Below are 23,068 nucleotides of genomic sequence, written 5' to 3' on the forward strand. Positions count from 1 at the left end.
TCCTGTTATGATTTCGCCGCTGCCTTGCGCGCTTCCTCACGCACTTGTGCTTCATTCACTTGCTCATCGGCATGGTAAGAAGAGCGTACGAGCGGACCCGCTTCACAATGACTAAATCCTTTGCTTAACGCAATTTCCTTCAACTCAGCGAATTCGTCTGGATGGTAATATTTCTGCACCTTCAAATGCTTTTTCGTCGGCTGTAAATATTGACCGATTGTCATAATATCCACATTGTTCGCACGAAGGTCATCCATCGTCTCAATAATCTCGTCCTTCGTTTCCCCAAGGCCAATCATGAGACTTGACTTTGTCGGAATATCAGGTTGCATTTCCTTTGCGCGACGTAAAAATTCTAAGGAGCGCTCATAGGTTGCTCTTGCACGAACCCTTGGAGTCAAACGGCGAACCGTTTCAATGTTATGGTTTAAAATGTTCGGTCTTGCGTCCATTAATGTTTTTAAGTTATCGTCATTCCCCATCATATCTGATGGAAGCACTTCAATCGTACAAAATGGATTACGACGGCGAACCGCGCGAACGGTTTCCGCGAATACACCTGCTCCACCATCCTTCAAATCATCACGAGCCACAGCAGTAATGACGGCGTGCTTTAAGCCCATAATTTCAACCGATTCTGCTACGCGCTCTGGTTCCTGTAGATCAAGTTCGTTCGGAAGCCCTGTTTTAACAGCGCAGAATCGACATGCGCGCGTGCATACATCCCCAAGAATCATAAAAGTGGCCGTTTTCCGCACAGCCCAGCACTCATGAATGTTTGGACATTTCGCTTCTTCACAAACCGTATGTAAATTTTTCTCGCGCATCATTTTTTTCAGGCCTGTATACGTCTCATTCGTATTGAGCTTTATCTTTAGCCAATCCGGCTTGCGTACATACTCTTCTTTCTTCGCCATTATTTCTTCACTCCATCTCCAAGTTTTCGGGCGTGATTGGAAAAACACGGCTTTTACCCCAAGTCTTCATGGCGGAAGCTCTTGTTTTTCTTTATCCTTTCGTCCTTTACAAAAGCTCAACTTTCTTAAAGTGAAAAAAGACCGCACTTCGGAAATCAGCCCATGGGATCTCTATATACTGTATCACGAATAGTACAAGAACACCAAATACCCGCACAAATTGCCAGCAATTTACGCCCATCATTCCAGCAAAATCGTTCCAAACTAGAAAGGACCATGAATTTGACCAATAGAACGGGAATGGTGGAATCTAGAAAGGAGCTTACCGTAGGATGAAAAGAATCGCAATTATTTTGCTCACGTTAACGTCAATCCTCTTCGTTCAGCACGCTCCCGAAGGATTGGCAAAGGCATCGAACGAATTGTCCCTCGAGCAAAAATATGAACAACGGCTTACGCTTTATGAAAAAATGGAGGCTATTACAAATGTGCCCTGGTATTATCTTGCCGCCGTTGACACATATGAACGGGGGTTACGCCGGGCCCAAAAAGACCGACCTGCTGAAGAAGGTCTTATCGCCATTTATTTCTCACCACAGCAATGGGTCGGCCCGCTAAATCCAGATTTAGAAGATACGAACCCACTCTCAATCAGCATGTTTAATGGGGTGGGCTTAGACGGAAATGGTGATGGAGTCGCAGATCGTAACAATGATGAAGACGTGCTATATACCTTTGCTCGCTATTTAGAATCATACGGCTTCAAAGAGGAAGACTTTCGCATCGCTCTATGGGAATATTATCAGCGAGAGCAATCGGTAAATATTATTTACGGTCACGCAAATGTGTACAAAACGTTTAAAACATTGGATTTAGATGACCATACATTCCCCCTTCCCCTTCATCATAATTACAGCTATCGAAGCACTTGGGGTGATCGGCGGGGCTGGGGTGGCCGACGTATCCATGAAGGTACCGATATTTTTGCCAACTACAACGTTCCCGTCATGGCAACGGCATATGGAATTGTCGAGATTAAGGGATGGAACAAATACGGTGGATGGCGAATTGGAGTTCGTGACTTGGATAACGTCTACCATTATTACGCCCACCTCAGTGGATTCGAAAAAGGGGTGGAAAAAGGAACAGTGGTTGCTCCTGGGGATGTTATAGGATATGTCGGAAGCTCTGGCTATGGAAAACCAGGTACTCAAGGCAAGTTCCCGCCACATTTGCACTACGGCATGTACCGAGACAACGGATATACTGAATGGTCCTTTGACCCTTATCCTTCCTTAAAGAGTTGGGAACGGAAGGCGTATCAGGAACGAAAAAAGAAGAAATAAGCGCCGGTTTAAAAACATAGGGAGATTGGACTGAAGCAACGAAGAGAAAGGAATACGATGAGCTCGCGAAAGCCGACTTTGCTTTTCTTTATTATATTGACAAAGGAGCTGCCTCAAAAGATAGATTTTTGAAGCAGCTCCTTTGCTTATTTGTTCGAAATGGCGACTTGGCGGACGCTTTCACCACAGGCACAAGTGCAACATCGACTCACGCACACTTTGTTTGCATTCGTCGTGTTTTCTTTGCCGCGGGCAACGCTCCAGCTTCCTCGAGAACCCCACTCTCGGCGATCTTCCGCTGTTGCTTTTCCCGCAGGAGTCGCCGCCTGTCGCTCGTTCGACTCCCATTAACGCGCGAAAGAACATATAAAATAAGTCGCCCGATCGTTTAAAATGAAGGTACCTCTACCAAAATTCAAACGAAAGAAGGCGATTTTTTTGCGTAACCAAACGGCTACTTATCAGCAACATACCATGATCAACTCGTGCTTCCTGTGGATTTTTCCGATCACATTCAAGAGAACCATATGGCACGTGTGGTAAATGACATGGTCGAACCGTTGGATGATCAGCTATTGGACGAGGTGTACAATGGGGGCGGTCGTCCTGCATATCACCCGAAAATGATGACGAAAATCCAATTGTATGAGTACAGCAAAGTAGTTTTCGTGTCGTGCGATCGCCAAGGGTTTGACTGAACATCTTTCGATAATGTGGCTCGCCGCCAGACAGACACCCGACTTCCGGACGATTAATCATTTCGCTCGGAGCAATTGAAACCGTTGATTAACACATTGTTTTCGGGATTGACGCATCTTTTGATCACGGAAGGCTACGTCGATGGATCATCGTACTTTCTGGATGGGACGAAAATCGAAGCGAACGCCAATAAGGATACATTCGTTTGGAAAAAGAGTTCCAAAAGTATGAAGAGAAAAAAAAGCGTATCTCCAGTGAAACGTTTCAAGCCGGCGTCAGATCCGTGGAACAGGAACTCACCAAAAGAGACGAACAGATCGACAGACCAGAAGGAACCAACTAAAACACATCAACACAAAAATTAGGAGAACCGCATCAAACGGTTCTCCCGATTTTATGTTTTAAGGTGCTTTTGGAACAGCCCTTTGTTGCTAAAAACGTCTGTTATTTTGCCCGTGATGCTTTTCTTGCATGTAAAATGCTAAGGGCCAATCCTCCCCAAATGATGACCATACCGGTAATCATCATAATAATGGCGCTCACACTCATGAAAAATCAGCTCCTTTTTCTTGATCTTCAGATGGAACCTCCAGATCACCAGCTTTCCATTTCGTTAATGAAAGGATGAAGCCGACAATGATCGCGCCTACCGCTACACCCCAACCACTATAAAGGAGGAAGCTCGTCGGATAACCTTCATAATTTTCGCTAATGGAATTAATGATGTTTTGCACCGCCATATAGCCAAGCACGATCGGTGTGATGACCCCTAAGCAAACCTTCCACCATGTACCTGTGCGAAGATCAGACACTTCGTTTCCGTGCTTTTGTAGCGGATTAAGCTGCTTGAAGAACCACGAAACAGCAACAACCGATACAAGACCTGCTAACGCCACACCAAAGCTGTTAATGAAGTGATCTGCAGCATCAAGTAGGAAAAGTCCACCTTGTGTCGCAAAGAGAAGGGAGATTAGCGCGGACAACCCTCCACCAAAAAGAACCGCCTTTGTCCGTGAAATCTTAAATTTATCTTGCAGCGCCGATACAAACGTTTCAACAATCGAAATTAGCGATGATAACCCGGCAAAGACTAGTGATGCAAAGAACAAAAATCCGAAAAGTCCATTTAGTCCAGGCAAGGAGTTAATGATTTGCGGGAAGACCACAAAGGCTAGCCCGATCCCTCCTGCGGCTACTTCTCCAACAGTCGTCCCTGCTTGAGTGGCCATAAATCCTAACACGGCAAAAACCCCAATACCTGCTAACAATTCAAACCCAGAGTTACTAAAACCAGCAATGAACGCGTTGTTGTTGACGTCAGCCTTTCGTGGTAAATAGCTGGAGTACGTAATCATAATCGCAAAGGCGATCGACAAGCTAAAGAAAATTTGCCCGTATGCTGCGACCCACACCCCAGGTGAGAGAATTTCTGACCAATCTGGTTTGAAGAAAGCGTCTAATCCGATAGCGGCTCCTTCAAGGGTAACTGCACGAATGACGATAATTAAAAACATAATGACCAATGTTGGAATAAAAATCCGGTTAGCCAGCTCGATCCCTTTCTTAACCCCGGCAAATAATACACCTAATGCAACAATCCAGACTAATACTAACGGGATGAAGACGCCCGGTACTAACGATCCGATCTGTCCTGGATCAACGTCGAGCTTCAAATACTCACCAAACAAAAATCCACCTGTATCCTCGCCCCAGCTTAAGTTGATGGCAAAGACAGAATAGGACATTGCCCAAGCGATAATGACGGCATAATATGTGGCAATGACAAAGGAAATCGCGACTTGCCACCACCCGATCCATTCTGCTTTTTTGTTCATGCGCGCATATGATAATGGCGCTGAACCGCGGTATTTTTGTCCAATCGTAAACTCCATGATTAGTAATGGAATCCCTGCTGTTAACAATGCAAATAAATAAGGTATGAAAAATGCCCCACCGCCGTTTTCATAGGCAACATAAGGAAAGCGCCAAATGTTTCCTAATCCGACAGCGGATCCAACAGCAGCCAAGATAAACCCGGCTCTTGTTCCCCATTGTTCTCTCATTTTCTTTACTCCTTTCGTAACAGAAATATTATTCTTTCAAAAATAAGTATATTCAGAAAATTCAACCGTTAGTATATGCTAGGATAATTTTCTTCTGCCCTTACAAGTTAGATCCCTTTGTAGCAGAGCCTTTAAATTATCCAGAGCTTGTCCTTTCTCACCCCTTCTTTGTTCTTGATTGACGGGCTATCTTATTATAATGTCTAAAAAGATCAGTTGTAAAGGTATTTTTCGAAAATTTATATATATCCAAATAGTTTGTTTGTCCTAATCATCCGGTATTAATCATCCAATTTTGATGGCATTATGGGGTAAAAGTTGATAACAGAGGGCCTCGACACAGTCACTACTCTTCCTTGAAACAATAAAAGTTAAAGAAGCTCTTATCGCACATAACGACAAGAGCTTTGTTTACGTCATTTTGCTTTGTTTCGATTATAAATGTCAAAACCGACCGCAGCTAGCAGAACGAGTCCTTTAATGGCTTGTTGCCAGTCTATACTAACCCCAAGTAATGACATTCCGTTGTTCATAACCCCCATTACGAGCCCCCCAACAACAGCACCGACAATCGTCCCGACTCCTCCGGCCATTGAAGCTCCACCGATAAAAGCAGCAGCAATCGCATCAAGCTCAAACATCGTACCGGCTCTCGGGGTTGCTGAGTTTAGGCGGGCGGCGTAAATTAATCCTGCCATGGCCGATAAAAAACCCATGTTAACAAAAACCCAAAACGTCACTCGCTTCGTCTTGACACCGGATAACTCTGCGGCTTTTTGATTTCCTCCTGTTGCATAAATGTGGCGTCCGATCACCGTTTTATTCATGACAAACGAAAAGAGAACAATAAGCACAAAAAGAATCACAAGAATATTTGGAATCCCTCTATAAGAAGCTAAGACAAACGTAAAAATGTTAATAATCGCTACCATTCCGATCAATTTTGCGATAAAAAACCCTTTGGGAAGTACCATAAATTGATTGTTTATCTGGACTCGTCGTTCTTTAAGCTCGCTAAAGATAACAAACAGAGAAAGCACCACACCGATCAACATCGTTAATGTATGATAAGAGGCCAATCCTAAAAAAGGGATATCAGGTAGGAATCCTGAACTAATCAAGATAAATTCAGGTGGATAGGGGGACTTTGATTGACCGCCTAACACGACCATCGTCAGCCCTCTAAATAGAAGCATGCCGGCCAATGTGACGATAAAAGACGGCATTTTTAAGTAAGCAATAAAAAATCCGTGCCATGCACCGATAAGAGCACCCAGCAATAAGCAGATTAGTACAGCAAGAGCTGTAGGAAGCTGCATATCAATCATTAAAATGGCCGCAATTGCCCCAACAAAAGCACAGACGGAACCAACGGACAAATCGATATGCCCCGCAATAATCACCATCACCATACCGATCGCAAGAACTAAAATATAACTGTTTTGCAAAATTAAATTTGTTACATTTAGTGGGCGTAACAAAATTCCGTCGGACAACACGCTGAATAACAAAATGATAAACATAAGCGCGACGATCATCCCATAGGAACGCATATTATTTTTTAAAAGTTCAGCTAACTTCATGCCCATTTCCTCCTGTCCTCGTCATGTACTTCATTAAGATCTCTTGATTGGCCTCTTCTCGAGTAACCTCCCCAGTTATTCGACCTTCACATAGTGCGTAAATCCGATCGCTTAAACCGAGTAGCTCCGGAAGCTCTGAAGAAATAACCAGAACGGCTTTGCCTTGGGCAGCCAACTCATGAATGACACTATAAATCTCGTATTTCGCCCCTACATCGATTCCCCGAGTGGGCTCATCCAATATCAAAATGTCAGGCCCTGATAAGATCCATTTACTTAAAACGACCTTTTGTTGGTTGCCACCACTTAAATTTCCCGTTTTCTGGTCAATGCTAGGGGTACGGATGTTCATTTTTTTTCGGAAGTCCTCAGCTTCTTTTACTTCTCGTGTTTTATCAACGACACCGTTTTTTGATAGCTTCTCTAAGCTCGTTAAGGAAATATTGTGTTTAATATCATCGATTAAAATCAATCCATAGGTTTTACGATCCTCGGTTACATAGGCGAGACCGTGATCAATGGCATCCTTTACTGAATGGACCGTTATTTCTTTTCCATCCTTTATCAGCTGACCGCGAATGTTCTTTCCATAAGATTTACCAAAGATGCTCATCGCTAGCTCGGTCCTTCCAGCCCCCATTAAACCTGCAACCCCAACAATTTCCCCTCGTTTCAAGTAAAGGTTAACATCTTTGATTAGCGACCGATCTGGATGGAGCGGGTCGTCCACGTGCCAATGGTTCACTTCGAAAATCACGTCGCCAATCTTTGGCTCCCGCGGCGGAAACCGGTTCTCGAGGTCTCGTCCGACCATTCCTTTAATGATCCGATCCTCTGTTACTTCTCCGCTCTGTAGCGACAGTGTTTCAATCGATTGACCGTCTCTCAAAATCGTTAAATGATCTGCCACATACAATATTTCATTTAACTTATGAGAAATGATGATCGACGTCATTCCTTGCTTCTTAAACTCCAGCAGCAAATGTAATAAATTTTGACTATCTTCTTCATTCAAGGCGGCGGTCGGTTCATCAAGAATGAGTAGCTTCACTTTCTTAGACAATGCTTTAGCAATTTCCACAAGCTGTTGCTTACCGACCCCGATGTTCATTGCTAACGTTCTCGGCGAATCAGATAATCCGACTTTTTTTAGCAGTTTCGCTGCCTCAGTAATCGTTTGATTCCAGTCAATCACTCCATTCTTCGCTAGTTCATTCCCTAAAAAAATATTTTCTGCGATCGATAATTCGGGAACTAAGGCTAGCTCCTGGTGAATAATAACGATTCCGAGCTGTTCGCTTTCTTTAATATCCTTAAATTGACAAACTCTACCTTCAAATAAAATATCGCCCTCGTACGTCCCATGGGGATAAACACCGCTAAGTACTTTCATTAACGTAGACTTTCCCGCTCCGTTTTCACCTACTAATGCATGAATCTCCCCTTGTTCGACTTTCAGATTAACGTTATTTAGTGCCTTCACACCAGGAAAGGCTTTCGTTATGTTCCGCATTTCCAACAAACAATTAGGCATGTTCATCACCTACTTCCTTGGCTGTTTTCATATCACAGATCGTGAAACAACGATTTAGTGATAGACTTAACTACCACTAAATCGCTCCGATCTTCACTCTTCACTCTTCAAAATCACTCTCATCATAGTACCCGCTGCCGACTAACACTTCTTTGTAGTTGTTAATGTCAACTGAAATAGGTTCTAGCAGATACGATGGTACAACTTTTATCCCGTTTTCGTAGGTTTCCGTATCATTCACCTCAGGCTCTTCCCCTTTTAATACAGCATCCACCATCTCTACCGCTTTTCCTGCCAGCTCACGTGTATCTTTAAAAATCGTCTGTGTTTGCTCCCCTGCAATAATGGAAGCAATCGATGGACGTTCCGCATCCTGACCTGTAACGACTGGCATTGGCAAATCTCCTGAGCCATAACCGACTCCTTTTAACGAGGAAATAATGCCTATGCTAATACCGTCGTATGGAGATAAAACAGCATCTAATGTTTTGTCTGTATAGAAGCCGCTTAGTAAATTATCCATACGCTCTTGGGCGAGAGATCCGTCCCATCTTAAAGTGGCCACTTGTTGAAAATCGGTCTGCCCACTTTGGACAACGAGCTGTCCGTTGTCAATGTACGGCTGGAGTACAGACATGGCACCATCAAAGAAGAAATACGCGTTGTTATCATCAGGTGAACCGGCAAACAACTCAATGTTAAACGGACCTTCTCCTTCATCAAGACCTAGATACCCTTCAATGTACTCCCCTTTTAAAACGCCTACTTGGTAATTATCAAACGTAGCATAGTAACTTACATGCTCACTATTACGAATCAAGCGGTCGTACGAGATGACGGGAATTTCCATAGAATGAGCTAACTCAAGCACCTCGGTTAATGATTCTCCATCGATTGCAGCAATGACGAGAGCATCTACACCCCTTGTGATCATATTTTCAATTTGATCGATCTGATTTTCGATCACATCTTCCCCGTACTGCAAGTTGGTTTCGTACCCTAACGCTTCAAATTGCTCTACCATGTTGTTTCCATCAGCAATCCATCGTTCTGAAGACTGTGTAGGCATAGATATCCCAACGGTTCCACTACCGTCTCCACTAGCTCCTTCACCGCCACACGCCGTGAGTACTAATACAGTAAGGTAAAGAATGGAGCCCCATAGCCATTTCTTCTTCATGTACGTTTCCCCCTTAGAAATTGGAATCTTTCGTATATGGTCATTCTAATGAAAGCGCTGTCATAAATCTTTGCAATATTTTTTAAATTTTTATAACTTCTTTAACTTATCGTTCCTGTGAATGGGACAAAATACAGTTCATAATGGGGGTGATTGTTCAAAATACACTCGCTTGTCGCAGGCGTCTCGTTATGCGTATACAACAAAAAAAGGTTCGGATCCTTTTGTTTTGAAAGTCCGAACCTTTTTTTATAGTTGTCCCAGCCGCTCTTGAAACAGTTATATTACTGCTAAAGCCTACTTCTGCCGGGAGACAACCTTTCCTTTTCGATACCTGTTAGGGGAAACGCCCATCACCTTCTTGAACGCTGTACTGAAGTAATGCTGCGTTTCGTAGCCTACCTTTTCCGATATTTCATTGATTGTTAAATTGGTGGAATGCAATAATTGAATTGCACGCTTTATCCTTAGTTTCGTTAAAGCATGTGTAAAGGTAATCCCTAATTGTTCTTTAAACAACCGACTTAAATAGGCGGACGATACTTGCAAAGAGTCAGCCACTGTTTCAAGACTTAAACTGGATTGATAAAAATGGGCATTCATATATTGTTCGGCTCTTTTCACAATTTGTGAAACCTCAACTAAGTTGTATACTTTTTCTTTGCAGCGTTGAAATGATTGGGGAAGGTCACAAAGCTCTCCCGTTAAGCGCTCATAAGATTGGACGACCATCAGCTGTAAGGTTTCTTGAACCTTTTGTTCCAATTGTGTAAACAGCTCCTCCTCTACCTCTCCCCATAAAATAAAATAGATGAAACCCTCCACTTGATTTGACGCTTTCACATAAGAAGAACCGTTGAAAAAACGTACAACCTCTTGCTCGAAGGCACGGAATAGCTCTTGTCCCTCAAGGTCAGACATAAAGGATTGAGCCGGCTGTAACTCTGGACAGCGGATAACGCCAATAAAAGAAGGCAATGTATCGGGTAGCTGTAAAAACGACAACTGTTCAGCCACCTCTTCGTTCGTTAAGGCCCCCATCACCCAATTAGAACAAAATTGCTCCCTAAGCAGCGTGATGTTTTTCTCTAACTGTTTTGCTGTAAAGGTCTCTTCCCTTTTTCGATTTTGCCCCTCTGTTAACTCAATGCATACCTTTTTTAACACTTCATAAAGCTGATCCGCGTCTACAGGTTTAATGATATAGTCAACAACACTTAAGCGAATCGCCTCTTGGGCATACACAAACTCATCATGTCCTGTAATAATGATCACTTTGCAATGAGGCAAAGCGGTCCGAAGCTGTTTTATTAATGTAAGACCATTCATAATTGGCATATTCAAGTCTGCAAGTAAGATGTCGACTTGGTGTTCAAGTGCGAGCTCTAGTGCTTCTTCTCCGTCCTCCGCTTCAGCGACAACGGTTAACTGAAGCTCGCTCCAATTAATCGCATCTCTTATTCCTTCCCGTATAATGATTTCATCGTCCGCAATCAATACGTTCCATGAATCCATCATGCTCCCCCTTTTTATGCCCTCTTTGTCTCTACTCCACCCTCAAGGATCGGGTGGAAAATTGTAACAACTGTCCCTTCATTAAACACACTGTCAATTTTTACGCCGTACGGTTCACCGAACGTCAACCTTAAGCGCGCATGAACATTAATTAACCCATACCCCTTCGTTAACCGCTGTCCACCCTCCTTATCCCCTTTCTCCAAAAAGAGGTTTACATTTGTCCTTAATTGCTGCAACGTTTCTGGCTTGATTCCTTTTCCGTTATCTCGAATACGAATGATGAGCATATCGTTTTCCCGTTCAGCTTCAATCGTGATCAAGCCAGGGCCACGTCTTTCTTTAATCCCATGGTAAATAGCATTTTCTACGATCGGCTGTAAAACGATTTTTAAAATGGACAAATGCTCCATATTACTTGGCATAACTAACGAATAGTTCAGTTTATTTTTGTAGCGGACCGACTGAATTTGCAGGTAATTTTTAATATGCTCGATTTCATCAACTAACGGGATAATCGTCCCCCCCTTACTTAAGCCAATTCGAAATAATTTCGAGAGTGCTCCGACTAGATCGGCTACATCTGAAGCATTTTTTTTGCGTGCCATCCATTGAATCGTATCCAGTGTGTTGTACAGAAAATGCGGTATAATGTTCGCTTGGAGACTGTGCAGCTCCGCCTCACGCTTTTTCCGTTCTTGGCGTTCTGTTAAGGAAATTAGCTTACCAATTTGCTCAATCATCGTGTTAAAACTACGGCCCAGACGGCCAACCTCATCTTGCTCCTCCCCTTCATATCGACTCGTTAAGTCCCCCGATTCTGCCTTTTGCATCGCAAGCATCAATTGATTAATCGGGCGAGAGATCGTATAAGATAAAAAGTAGGAAGCAGTAATTCCGACAAAGCAGACAAAAAAAACGAACGTAACGACATAGAATAAAATTTGCTGTACTTCTTCTACCGATTGATCTGTTGAAAAAACACCAATCAACGTCCATCCCGTAAACGCTGATTGCTGATACATTAATTGATAACGTTCTCCTTCTACTTCCTCAGTGAAAATTCCATAGTTTTGTGAAAAACGGTGATCAAAAGATTGTTCATACATGATTGATGGCGCAGGAGAATAAATAGGATCACCCTTTTGATCCACCACCATTAAATAGCCTGATTTCCCTAACCGCACATCACGAACAGCTTCCTCGATCACTCGAAGCTTCAAATCAATTAAAATGACGCCTTTTTCTTCACCAGTAGTTGAATCGATAATGGCACGTACGACTGTCACTACTTCATCTTCACGATAATGAACATGTGATGTAATTCGTCTCCCTTGTGGCTTGCCAATTAATTTAGCAATCCCTTTATTTTCAACGGCTTGGCGATACCAGCTTTCTTGATTCAAATTAAAGGATGACCTTGTATATAGCTCATTGCTTAAATAGTCTCCTTGTTGATTGACTACTAAAATACCTGCGATTTCAGGATATAAGGTCGTAAAGTTTTGCAAAAATTTAGATATCTCATATTCTTCGTCTGGTCCTAAGTGTTCTAGCGTTCCATCGAGAAACTGTTGAATATTGGAGTGAAGCGAAATAAAATACGTCATATTTTGGACGTTTTCAATGTGTGCTTCAATCGTGCTGTTTACTTTATCAATAAGCTGTAATGTATTTTCGTTTACCTGCTGTTCAATAATCCGATCAACTGCCCAGCCAACGAGCACCGCTAATAATAGAGAAGGTAATATACTAATAAGTAAAAAGTGAATCACAAGCTTAAAACGTATCGGTAAGCTATTTAGTTTTGCTAGTTTATGCATCATACTGCTTCACCTAATCCGCATAATAGTAATCAACATTTTCATCTGTCACGATCGTAATACCAGTATCCACATATAACGGTAATGGGGCTTCCTCTCGTGTCTGGAGAATTTGCGGTTCTGTAAGCCCATGATGGAGGTGAAATAAATAGGTTAACGACCAATATCCCATGTTCCACGTGCCTTGTGCCAGAGTGGCAGAGATAATGCCTTCGTCAACTAAATCAAGCGTTCCCTTATCCGTATCAAAACTAATAATTTGAATTTCTCCGGCTCTACTTTCTAGACGAACCGCATCACCAACTCCAACGCCCCCGTTAGCCTCAGTGGCAAAGATACCTACCAGATTCGGATAATCCTCTAGCAATTGATGGGCCACCCTTCGAGAGTGAAGACTATCTCCCCTACCATCTTCAACTGCAACCACTTCTATTGCAGGGAATTCCGCTTCCAACGTCTCCTTAAACCCAGTCGTACGTTCTTGATGATTCAATTGATTCGGAAGAGTAATGACCGCTACTTCACCTTCTCCATCTAACAGTTCAGCCATTTTATAGGCCGCATTCATTCCTGCATTATAATTATTCGTCCCTAAAAAGGAATGAGCGTGACTGTCAGGGGCACCTGAATCAAACAACACGATCGGAATACCTGCATCGACAGCTTTATTGATCGTATCCGTAAGCTCCACTGGGTCAATTGCTGAAATGGCAATACCCGCAGGATTTTTGGCAATCGCTTGCTCTAATACAGTAATTTGCTCTTGAATATCATATTGGGCAGCTCCCCGATACTCAACCGTCACATTTAATGCTTGGGCCGCATCTTCAAAGCCCTTTAAACACCTTTTCCAATAATCCATCCCGGATTGAAAGGTGATCATCATATACGTTTCATTCAGATCCCCTTGTAACCCGCGAGTATCCCAAGGGTTGGCAACTGGTTCCTTAAAGTGAGCATGATATACATACAGCATAAACAGCCCAATAAGTGCTACATAGACAAGCAACAGCTTTTTCATCCCATGAAACCCCTTTCAAAAAATCAGTTACCGATCATTTGCCATTAGACGATCTACTAAGATTATATCATTCAACTAGATCATCATTTGTATCTATCTAGATCAAATGTCCTTCTTTATTTTTGGTCAATTGCTATGGGATTGATTGTTTCAAAATACACTCGATAGCATCAGGAGAAAGCGCCCCGATGGATCATCAGCTCTTGCTTTTCCCGCAGGCGTCTCATGATTTAGACCATCAACCTAGAAACGTCCGTCTCGTTATACGTATACACAAAAAGGTTCGGATCATTTTATTTTGATGATCCGAACCTTTTTGATTACGTTTGGCTAGTTCGTTTTTTTCTTTAAGATGAAACTGGTTGCTTATCCGCTGCAATTCTTTTCAAAATGATCACGGAGAGAACGAGCAATCCAATCGCTACAGCGAGACCTATTAGCACACTGTTTGTCATGCCGAGGGCGAGGAACGCGATAAAGCTAATAACTGCACTAAGGATCGCGTATGGCAACTGGGTAATCACGTGATCAATATGGTGACTTCCCGCCCCTGTGGACGACAAGATTGTCGTATCAGAGATCGGTGAGCAATGGTCACCAAAGATGGCCCCAGCCAACACAGCCGCTAACATTGGCAAAATCATCGTCACATCGATTACGGCCGCCATTTCACCAGCAATCGGCAATAAAATACCGAATGTCCCCCACGATGTACCTGTGGAAAAGGCAGTCACACCAGCAATCAAAAATAGGATCGCAGGAAGCAGCATCGGTGGAATTCTCCCATCAACGAGGGACGCTAAATAGCCTCCAGTCCCGAGACCATCGATAATCCCAATTAATGTCCAAGCAAAAATCAAAATATAAATTGCCGGAAGCATCGATTTTATTCCAGCCCAGAGAGAGCCGCCTAACCCATTTGCACCTTTAACTAAATTGAGCACCAACGCCACGATAAACCCGATGAGCCCACCATACACGAGAGCTCTCGCCACATCCGTGTTTTCAAAAATCGAAAGAATAGTGACCGTTCCCTCTGTTCCTTGAATTCCGGTCGTAATCATAAATGTAACGGTCCCGATCACAAGAGCAACAATCGGCAAAATCAAGTCGGACACCCGTCCTTGCTTAACCACTTTCACTTGATCCTGTTCACCAGGAGCTGGGCCTTTCGCTGCATCTAAAAGCTCTCCCGTCTCCACAGCTTTGGTTTCATGAATCTTCATCGCGCCAACATCTAAGTTGTACCATGCAACTGCAAATACAAGACCGATGGCAACGATAGCGTAAAGGTTCATTGGCACCATCATGACAAACGCCTGCAATCCACCGTATTGCGTCACTCCATGTGTCGCCAATATCCCAGCGATGATCGTAATAATGTACGCTCCCCAGCTAGAAATCGGCGAGATGACACAGATTGGCGCTGACGTTGAGTCAACAATGTAAGCCAGCTTCGCACGTGAAACCCGATGACGGTCCGTAAGCGGGCGACTCACATTACCTACGGTTAAACTATTGAAATAATCGTCAATGAATACAATAATCCCTAACCAAAACGCTAGCAGTTGTGCGCCCACGCGAGTTTTCACCTTACGAACAGCCCATTCACCAAACGCCCGCGTTCCACCTGAGCGTGTCATAAGGGCAGCCATCATACCTAACAAAAGCAAGAAAAAGATAATGAACAATTCCCAGTCATTGATGGCTCCTTCAGTTACAAAAATGGCGCCGACGAGTTCTGCTACATGCTTAATGCTCTCAAGTATCGCAAAATCATTAAGCATGATCGCACCGACAATGATCCCAATCCCGAGCGACAGCAGCACACGCCTTGTCAAAATCACCATCACCAACGCAAGGAGCGGTGGGATCAATGACCAAATGCTCCCTTCCATATTCGTTCCTCCATTCTTCGTCGTAATGGAATCACGCTTTTCAGCGAATCCCTTCTTCTATATCTATTACTTAGGGCACAAAAAAAGAGCAATGATGAGATCGATCTCTCCCATTGCCCTTTTATCCGCACAAGGAAACCCCATCACAACGTTAGTAGTTCTCCACAGCAAAACAAGCTGTGACAGTGTTGCATTTATTCAATGCAACCCCAGCAAGAAGACGCTTGACTCATCTTCCGCTTCGGCGAGTTTTCCTTTCGGCGCTTATCCTCGTTGTCATCCTCCAAGCGCTTACTCTTAAAACCCGCTCCTCTACCCCATCTTGTGGATGAGGCACACCATCTATTCAATTAATCGTAAGTTATTCTACCATAATATATTTCATGTCGCAATGTAAATATTCGCTAGTTTTTCGCTTGACGCTCATATACTCTGAACTCATGAGGATAGACATTCTTTTCATCGACAGTGCCCGCCTCAACGGACACAAGCTCCCACTCCTGTCCATCAATCTCTGGAAAATACGTATCACCGTCAAAAACCTCATCAATGTAGGTCACATACATCCGATCCGCGTGGGGCCAAAAAGCTTTAAACAGTTCACTACCGCCAATGACAAACGTTTCGTTTTCATGTTCTGTGAGCCTTATAGCTTCATCGATAGAATGGACGATGTCAACCCCTTCGGCTGTGTATGCTTGCGATCTTGTGACGACGACGTTTCGGCGATTTGGTAACGGTTTGCCGATCGACTCATACGTTTTCCGTCCCATGATCACCGTATGTCCCGAAGTTACCCGTTTAAAATGGGCTAAATCGGCAGGGAGTCGCCACGGAAGGTCATTCTCTTTTCCAATGAGCCGATGCTTGTCCATCGCAACAATAAACGAAATCATACAGACACTTCTCCTTTTATATGAGGGTGCGGGTCATAACCGACAAGCTCAAAATCATCGAACGTGAAGTCGAACAATGAACGAACCTCTGGGTTCAAACGCATCTCCGGTAATGGTCTTGGCTCTCGCGTTAACTGTAATTTTACTTGTTCGATATGATTTAAGTAAATGTGAGCGTCACCGAACGTGTGAACAAACTCTCCTTCTTCTAAATCGCATACTTGGGCGATCATTTTTGTTAACAAGGCGTATGAAGCGATGTTGAAAGGAACGCCTAGGAAAATATCTGCACTTCGCTGATAGAGCTGACACGATAGCTTTCCGTCTTGCACATAAAATTGGAATAGGCAATGACATGGAGCTAAAGCCATATCTTCAATCTCCGCTGCATTCCAAGCACTTACGATCAATCGTCTTGAATCCGGTTGATGTTTAATCGCTTCTACGACTTGAGAAATTTGGTCGATCGTTTTCCCATTCGCGCCTTCCCATGAGCGCCACTGTTTACCATATACAGGACCGAGTTCCCCATTTTCATCGGCCCACTCGTTCCAAATTCGCACACCATTCTCTTGCAAGTAGGCGATGTTAGTCTCTCCTTTTAAAAACCAAAGCAGTTCATGGATGATCGACCGCAGGTGCAGTTTTTTCGTCGTAACAACGGGAAATCCTTCTTGGAGATCAAATCTCATTTGATAGCCAAAAACGCTGATCGTCCCTGTTCCTGTCCGATCTGATCGCTCGGTTCCATGCTCGAGAACGTGGCGGCAAAGCTCTAAATATTGTTCCATACACGATCACTCCTATGTATTCGTCTAACCTAACACGTATTATACATGATTTACTGTTAGGAGGTACGTATAAAAAGCAAAAGCGGCCCACTTGCTTCAGCGTGACCGCTTTTCCTAGTTTTATACCATTTTCAAGAGAGCGTCTCGCCCTTTCATTCCTTCCGTAATCCCACAAGCTTCTGCCTCCAATGTGACCGATTCAAGGGGAGCGTCGAGCAATTGATCGATGGTGCGAACACCGACTGCACGTCCAGCGATAATTTTTCGTTCTGCTAACTTTTCATTTAATAATGCTACATCGAGCGCCCCACACATAATGTACCCTTTCTCTGACGTGACCGCCATAAAGTTCGTTTTTGGAAGCTTCAAGGTGACAGCAAGAAACGTGTGACCTTCAATGTCAATCGGATTCATTTCTAACACCTTCGTCACTCCTTCTTCATCTCATTCCTTTATAGAATATGGGAGTTCGATGAAAGAAGTGCACATACTACCGGTGTTCGATTTTTTTCAGCTGCCACGCCAACACATCGCGAAGCATTTCCGGCATGAAATACCGCTTCTCCTGAGATTCTGCAATTTTCGGAAACAAATAACCGAACGTATACATATCTAGGGTGGCAAGCTCGTAAAGCTGCTCTTTGACAACAGGTTCGCCCGCAATTTTCACTTCCGTCACTTCCAACGTTCCGTCTCGTTCTTCACTGAGGCTGATGTCGATGCCTGTAAAAAGCATCGTTCCGAGTACTTTGCCACGAAAGCCAAATCCTTTTAGTTCAAGCTCAATGATTTCCCTAGTGTGGGCACGCCTGATCGTCTCTAAAAGGGCATCACCTGTCATTTTGACGAGGCACGGATTAATTGGGTGTGGACAAATGCGGTGAATGTCACCTACGGTTACGATGTTAGGGCCAATCGATTCAAGCAGTACACCTGCATTCATCATCCCAATATCCGCCCCGCACCATTCTGTAATCCCATCACATAATAGCTGGGCCCCTTCTGTAGGGATAAACCAGTCGACGGTCAGTTGCTGCGAAAGGTAGGCAACCTCTTGTGATAAATGCTGCTTTGCCTCCCTATTTAAATGTTCTAGCTGAAGATGAGTCGTTTGATCTGGGGCTTCTTTTTCCATATCGATCAGTTGCGCGTTGCTTTCCGCAATACAGCGGGCTTCCGTATCATACGTAAGCTCTACCTTACCAAGCCATTTGCCACCCCTGCCTGCCTGGGTAATAAGCGTGCCATACAATCGCTTTCCTTCTGGGAGAACGTGATGGGTATGAGCCCCACAAATAAGGTCAATTCCTTCATACTGCTCGGCTATTTCTTCATCTCGAAACAGCCCAAGATGGGACAGCAAAACCACAACATCGGCTTGCCCCTTAACCTCTTCAAGTAGCTGCGGCAACACCTCTTCATGACGGCGAACATCCCAGCCTAACTCGCGGTAGAATGGGGTAAAGGGAGCCGTTACACCAATCATTCCAATCGTGAGCTGCTCCGATACCGTATGAAGGACATAAGGAGTCGCCCATGCTGGCCGCATTCCATCCTCGTCAAATAAGTTGGCGACGACCACAGGGAAGGAGGCATGAGCATATAATTCATTTAAAGCTTCTTTCGAGAAAGTGATTCCTTCGTTATTTCCAATCGTCGCATAATCAATCCCTAACTCATTTAAAAGAGCAACATTTGCTTTCCCCATCGTCGCTTCTGTTATAACATGACTTCGGTCCGCATGGTCTCCTAAATCGAGCAACAGGTAAGATTCTGTTTTTTCCCGTTCTTTTTTCATGTAGGAGACAATCTGTGGCCAATACGTAAAATGGCTATGAAGATCATTCATATGATAAATCGTTAATGGTATCGTTGCCAAGAAGATGCCCTCCCATATGTAACAATTTAACCGAGCCAGCCTTCATAAATAAGACGGAGGCCAACAAACAATAAAAACAAGCGAAACACAAACACAATCGTATCACTTTTCAGGCGCGTGTTTAAAACTGCACCTAGCTTCGCACCAATCCAAGCCCCTGGGACGAGCGCTGCAGCAAACAGCCAATTCACATTCCCTAATGCAAGATGGGAAAGGGAACTGAGCAACGCCGTAAAAATGATCATAAACATCGATGTGGCAACTGCCACATGGGGCGGGAACGCAAAAAGTAAAATCATGGCTGGCACGAGCAAGGTGCCCCCACCAATTCCGAACAACCCTGAGAGAAGACCGACAAAAAAAGCAATGAGAATGCCAAGCCATGCTTGAAACCCATATTCATAGCGCTGCCCCTCAGGATCGACGTACACCCGCCAAATCCCCTTTTTCTTTAATTCCATCGGCTTTAAGCGATGACGAATCATCAACAAAAACGACATAAGAATGACAAATAGCCCGAAAAAAATTTGAAACTGTTGGACTTGTAACCCTTGATTAAGCCACACCCCGACTAGCGCTCCTGGACCGCTACCGATGAAAAAAATCAAGCCACTCTTATAGTCCACCGTCCCTTTTTTCATATAGGCAAACGTGGATGACAGTCCCGTAAAAATCATGATTAATAGCGACGTCCCAACCGCCACCTGCGGGGTCACCGCCTCCGATAAAAGTGCAGTACCCCCTAACCAAAGAAGGGCCGGGACAACGATAATGCCGCCACCAAGCCCCATTAAACTACCGATTGTCCCAGCTAAGAGACCGACACAAACTAAAATGAACCACTCCAACGAAAATTCCTCCTACAGAACTGCTATTCAAACAAATTCAACTGCTTCGGTGTGAGCCCATGGTATTCGATTTCTAAGAGCTCTAGCATTTGCTTCGCATTCGCTGCTGCGTCGCCCCCAGAGTTGTTGTTAAACAGGACATAGACATCCTTTACTTGGGCTGCAAGCTGCTTCAAATGCTCTGCCCACTCGGCTAATTCTTCTTTCGAATAACGGTACAAGTAACGAACCTCACGCCAGTTCCCTTCCTGAGGCCTGCGCCACCCTTCCACATTGCGCCCATGAAAGCGAACGAGGACGTTTTCTTCGTTCGATGGCACTAAAACGGTTGGAACAGAGCCCTCCCCCGCTTGCGGCTCATCACAAATGCTATGAATCCATCCTTCCTCACGCATAAACGCGAGGGTTCGCTCTCGAACACTGGGACGGAACCACGATTGATGGCGAAATTCCAACGCCACCGGAAGCTGGCCCATTAGCTGCTTACAATAGCGTAAATAACGAACATGCTCTTTCGTACAATCAAACCATGGCGGAAATTGAAATAACACCATAGCCAGCTTGTTCGACTCTAGGAGCGGCTGAAGGGACTCTACGAAGGCGGCAAACATGTCCTCCTTGGAGGAGAACGATATCTCCCCCCGTTGATGGCCTGTTAATCCTTGATAGGCTTTCACGACAAAACGAAAGCAATCAGGGGTGTCACTTGCCCATTTTTCCATATTCCTTTTTGGCTGTATCGCATAAAACGACGAGTCGACTTCCACCGTCGGAAAGTGGCTCCCATATGTATAAAGTTTTTCACTCGGTTTGGTTCCCATCGTATACAACTCATCATGGTCACCCCACCCGGTTAATCCGATGTAAATCATTCCATTCACCTTTTATCTATCATCCTTCACTTCCATCATATCATGTGTTCATATCATAACGCACGCTTCCTCTCTCTTGGACGTGGTAAACTTTGGATGATAACCTACGAACGATATCAGAATCATGAAGAAAAAATTTTTGATTACATACTTGCCTTCGTATCTTTCCCTATTTATTGAATTGAAGCTCTCGATCGAATCAATCGAGGAGGATTTCGATAGCCTTTTTTTATTATGAGGATTTGCAGCACAACACCCTCAACCGATCCATTCCAAAAAATAAAAGAGATCTCGTGGACCTTCCTCGTTATACGCCTTTTTCACAACGGAGTCCAGACCTCCAGTAGCGATTTGAATAATATGTAAGCATCATCCTCACTGAAAGAAAGGAGAGATTTTAGCATGTTTCCTTGTCACCGTAGACCACCTGTCCACCATTTACCGACGAGAACTTTACCAGCCCAAGTTGCACCAACGCGGCATTTTTCTGAACTTTTCAAGCAAAATGTTGTCATCCCAGTCGTTCATCCGAGCCACACAACGCGGCGTCTGCATACGAACTTCCAATTCGTTCATTCATTCCCACACACTACATCTGACGTCCGCACTGCCTCCAGACAGGATTTTGTTGCTCCAGCTCCTAGGCCAAGAAGACCATTTAGCTGGTGGTAAGCTAACCATTGCATGGAGCAAAATGCCCCTCACTCTTCATGAGCATGAGGGGCTTTGCTGTGAGAACCGTTCTTCATCTTTTTATTTATTATCATATCATGTGGAGTATAACGATTTGGGCGTGATTACTCATAAAACGATCAATATCATTCCCATCTATGCACTTAAATGATATAACTAGAGAAGGAAGAGAGGGATTGATATGAAGTCTATCCATAAGTACTTCTTCTACACCTTTTTATTCGTCTCAATTTTTCTAACTCAAGTGCTTTGGGGCATTAAAGATGGGGAATTGATGTGGCATCAATACTATTTGATCTCATTTAGCATAACTGGACTTTATTTTATGACAGATAAGAAATTCGCAAACAAAACATGACTAGGATTGTTCTATTTTATGAAAAAACTTGAGGAGAAACACATCATGAAGCATTTAGGGTTTATGTTCTATTTCTTGGTTGCATCTACGGTGTATTACTACACAAGGAAATTTTTAAACGAGGACATTGGCCTATTTGGATAGATCATTGGTATAACTGTACGTGGTCTTATTATTCTATTGATGATGTACTTAGCCTTTAGCAAAGTTCAAAAAATGTTCAATCATATTAATTAATAGGTTAGAAAAAGAGCCAAGAAGGCCCTTGTTTTTTGTTCTTTTGGATCAACAAACAGTATTAACGAAAAAGTTAAAACGATTATAAGATTACGGATATGAATAAAAAGAAGTTAAAGTTTGTCATCGATGCTTTAAGATTGGACCGTTTTTACATTTTCAATGTCAGACTCATCATATTCACGATAGCCATTTTTCAAACGAGTAGGATGAAGCAACCGTTTCTGTTCGTAATAACGTAAGGAACGAATGCTGACACCTGTTTTTTTCGATAGTTCACTAATTTTCAACCTCAGCCCCTCCTCAAAAACTGTAATTTTATAGTAAAGTATGACATCATGTCAGGGTCAATACATCTGTTTTGCTTTTTATCAATTTGATAACTTGTTGTGTAAAAAGTAACATTCCAATCGAGTAGGAGGAGGCGGTTAGCCTCCGACCTCTCACACCACCGTACGTACGGGTCCGTATACGGCGAGTGTGTTTAGAATGTATTGAGGAATTTAATTTAAAAAAATACCATTTACTGAGTTTTTTTTATCAACGGTTTTTTTTGGTATAATTTTAATTGACTAGATAAGAAAGGAGTGTTATACAAGTGATGGAAACATTTGATTTTTTAAGACCTGTCTATTATTTAATAACATTATTTTTGGTGTGTAATTATTTGTATTTGACTTTATTAAGAGAAAAAGTTAAATCAAGTATTTACGTTTTTATAAATTCAATATTCTTTACTGTTATCGGATTGGTTTTGTTATTTCAGTCAGGTGTAATTGTATTTGGCAAGAGAAAAATGCATAAAACGGCAAGCCTTTTTGCAGCCACTTAATAACACTTATTCCTTACATATTGTTCAAAAGGAATGACTCTTTCATTCGGTTACTATCTCCTCCGAAAATCACTAAATGAGAG

At 43.3% G+C, this 23,068-nt stretch carries 20 protein-coding genes, 1 pseudogene and 1 riboswitch; of the genes and pseudogenes, 4 read left to right on the plus strand and 17 right to left on the minus strand.

Going from position 1 to position 23,068, the window contains the following annotated elements; all coding sequences use genetic code 11:
- Positions 1 to 5: 5 nt before the first annotated feature.
- Positions 6 to 965: a lipoyl synthase gene (lipA, locus tag E2L07_RS10690; RefSeq protein ID WP_083445452.1), complete on the minus strand. Its 960-nt coding sequence runs from the start codon at positions 963 to 965 to the stop codon at positions 6 to 8.
- A gap of 284 nt (positions 966 to 1,249) precedes the next feature.
- Between lipA and E2L07_RS10695 the strand changes: the two genes are divergently transcribed.
- Together E2L07_RS10695 and E2L07_RS10700 are read left to right on the plus strand one after the other, a co-directional pair.
- The gene (locus E2L07_RS10695) at positions 1,250 to 2,263 is read left to right on the plus strand and encodes a M23 family metallopeptidase (protein WP_134229556.1); all 1,014 of its coding nucleotides are present in this window, start codon (positions 1,250 to 1,252) and stop codon (positions 2,261 to 2,263) included.
- 438 nt (positions 2,264 to 2,701) lie between these two features.
- Positions 2,702 to 3,281, plus strand: a pseudogene (locus tag E2L07_RS10700) (transposase); the annotation flags it as partial.
- A 125-nt stretch (positions 3,282 to 3,406) separates the two neighbouring features.
- Here E2L07_RS10700 and E2L07_RS10705 read toward each other — a convergent pair.
- From E2L07_RS10705 to E2L07_RS10775, 15 genes are all read right to left on the minus strand, one after another.
- The gene (locus E2L07_RS10705) at positions 3,407 to 3,511 is read right to left on the minus strand and encodes a methionine/alanine import family NSS transporter small subunit (RefSeq protein WP_010899576.1); all 105 of its coding nucleotides are present in this window, start codon (positions 3,509 to 3,511) and stop codon (positions 3,407 to 3,409) included.
- On the minus strand, positions 3,508 to 5,025 hold the full coding sequence (locus E2L07_RS10710) for a sodium-dependent transporter (RefSeq protein WP_053430347.1): 1,518 nt from the start codon (positions 5,023 to 5,025) through the stop codon (positions 3,508 to 3,510). The genes E2L07_RS10705 and E2L07_RS10710 overlap by 4 nt, the downstream gene beginning before the upstream one ends.
- A gap of 416 nt (positions 5,026 to 5,441) precedes the next feature.
- Positions 5,442 to 6,608 carry a multiple monosaccharide ABC transporter permease gene (gene mmsB / locus E2L07_RS10715; RefSeq protein ID WP_053430346.1) on the minus strand — a complete coding sequence of 389 codons (1,167 nt, stop codon included), beginning with the start codon at positions 6,606 to 6,608 and terminating at the stop codon, positions 5,442 to 5,444.
- A complete protein-coding gene (gene mmsA, locus E2L07_RS10720; RefSeq protein WP_053431922.1) occupies positions 6,595 to 8,142 on the minus strand; it encodes a multiple monosaccharide ABC transporter ATP-binding protein in 1,548 nt (515 codons plus the stop codon). The genes mmsB and mmsA overlap by 14 nt, the downstream gene beginning before the upstream one ends.
- Positions 8,143 to 8,242: 100 nt before the next feature.
- A complete protein-coding gene (gene chvE, locus E2L07_RS10725) occupies positions 8,243 to 9,322 on the minus strand; it encodes a multiple monosaccharide ABC transporter substrate-binding protein (protein ID WP_053430345.1) in 1,080 nt (359 codons plus the stop codon).
- Between the two features lie 297 nt (positions 9,323 to 9,619).
- The gene (locus tag E2L07_RS10730) at positions 9,620 to 10,837 is read right to left on the minus strand and encodes a response regulator transcription factor (RefSeq protein ID WP_053430344.1); all 1,218 of its coding nucleotides are present in this window, start codon (positions 10,835 to 10,837) and stop codon (positions 9,620 to 9,622) included.
- 14 nt (positions 10,838 to 10,851) lie between these two features.
- Positions 10,852 to 12,660 carry a sensor histidine kinase gene (locus tag E2L07_RS10735; protein WP_053431921.1) on the minus strand — a complete coding sequence of 603 codons (1,809 nt, stop codon included), beginning with the start codon at positions 12,658 to 12,660 and terminating at the stop codon, positions 10,852 to 10,854.
- A 13-nt stretch (positions 12,661 to 12,673) separates the two neighbouring features.
- Positions 12,674 to 13,681, minus strand: a complete 1,008-nt coding sequence (locus E2L07_RS10740) for a substrate-binding domain-containing protein (RefSeq protein ID WP_053430343.1) — start codon at positions 13,679 to 13,681, stop codon at positions 12,674 to 12,676.
- Positions 13,682 to 14,028: 347 nt separating this feature from the next.
- A complete protein-coding gene (locus E2L07_RS10745) occupies positions 14,029 to 15,579 on the minus strand; it encodes a Na+/H+ antiporter NhaC family protein (protein ID WP_053430342.1) in 1,551 nt (516 codons plus the stop codon).
- 147 nt (positions 15,580 to 15,726) lie between these two features.
- A riboswitch (Lysine riboswitch) is annotated at positions 15,727 to 15,902 on the minus strand.
- Positions 15,903 to 15,983: 81 nt separating this feature from the next.
- Entirely contained in the window at positions 15,984 to 16,475 is a 492-nt protein-coding gene (locus tag E2L07_RS10750; protein ID WP_053430341.1) for a dihydrofolate reductase, read from the minus strand.
- Positions 16,472 to 17,266, minus strand: a complete 795-nt coding sequence (locus E2L07_RS10755) for a thymidylate synthase (RefSeq protein ID WP_053430340.1) — start codon at positions 17,264 to 17,266, stop codon at positions 16,472 to 16,474. The genes E2L07_RS10750 and E2L07_RS10755 overlap by 4 nt, the downstream gene beginning before the upstream one ends.
- Before the next feature lie 120 nt (positions 17,267 to 17,386).
- Positions 17,387 to 17,680, minus strand: coding sequence for a YunC family protein (locus tag E2L07_RS10760; RefSeq protein ID WP_407901439.1), 294 nt, complete (start codon positions 17,678 to 17,680; stop codon positions 17,387 to 17,389).
- Positions 17,681 to 17,756: 76 nt separating this feature from the next.
- Complete coding sequence (locus E2L07_RS10765) at positions 17,757 to 19,145, minus strand: bifunctional metallophosphatase/5'-nucleotidase (protein WP_053430339.1); 1,389 nt, start codon at positions 19,143 to 19,145, stop codon at positions 17,757 to 17,759.
- Positions 19,146 to 19,171: 26 nt separating this feature from the next.
- Complete coding sequence (locus E2L07_RS10770; RefSeq protein WP_053430338.1) at positions 19,172 to 19,993, minus strand: sulfite exporter TauE/SafE family protein; 822 nt, start codon at positions 19,991 to 19,993, stop codon at positions 19,172 to 19,174.
- Positions 19,994 to 20,016: 23 nt separating this feature from the next.
- On the minus strand, positions 20,017 to 20,865 hold the full coding sequence (locus E2L07_RS10775) for a DUF72 domain-containing protein (RefSeq protein WP_134229559.1): 849 nt from the start codon (positions 20,863 to 20,865) through the stop codon (positions 20,017 to 20,019).
- A 402-nt stretch (positions 20,866 to 21,267) separates the two neighbouring features.
- Here E2L07_RS10775 and E2L07_RS10780 point away from each other — a divergent pair, with 402 nt between their 5' ends.
- Positions 21,268 to 21,537, plus strand: coding sequence for a CotD family spore coat protein (locus E2L07_RS10780; RefSeq protein WP_083757562.1), 270 nt, complete (start codon positions 21,268 to 21,270; stop codon positions 21,535 to 21,537).
- Between the two features lie 750 nt (positions 21,538 to 22,287).
- Here E2L07_RS10780 and E2L07_RS10785 read toward each other — a convergent pair.
- Positions 22,288 to 22,443, minus strand: coding sequence for a MerR family transcriptional regulator (locus E2L07_RS10785; protein ID WP_134229557.1), 156 nt, complete (start codon positions 22,441 to 22,443; stop codon positions 22,288 to 22,290).
- Positions 22,444 to 22,751: 308 nt separating this feature from the next.
- Here E2L07_RS10785 and E2L07_RS20800 point away from each other — a divergent pair, with 308 nt between their 5' ends.
- On the plus strand, positions 22,752 to 22,985 hold the full coding sequence (locus E2L07_RS20800) for a hypothetical protein (protein WP_166740058.1): 234 nt from the start codon (positions 22,752 to 22,754) through the stop codon (positions 22,983 to 22,985).
- The last annotated feature ends 83 nt before the right edge of the window (positions 22,986 to 23,068 follow it).

Source organism: Halalkalibacterium halodurans (assembly GCF_004376175.1).
In the GTDB taxonomy this organism is placed as follows: domain Bacteria; phylum Bacillota; class Bacilli; order Bacillales; family Bacillaceae_D; genus Halalkalibacterium; species Halalkalibacterium halodurans.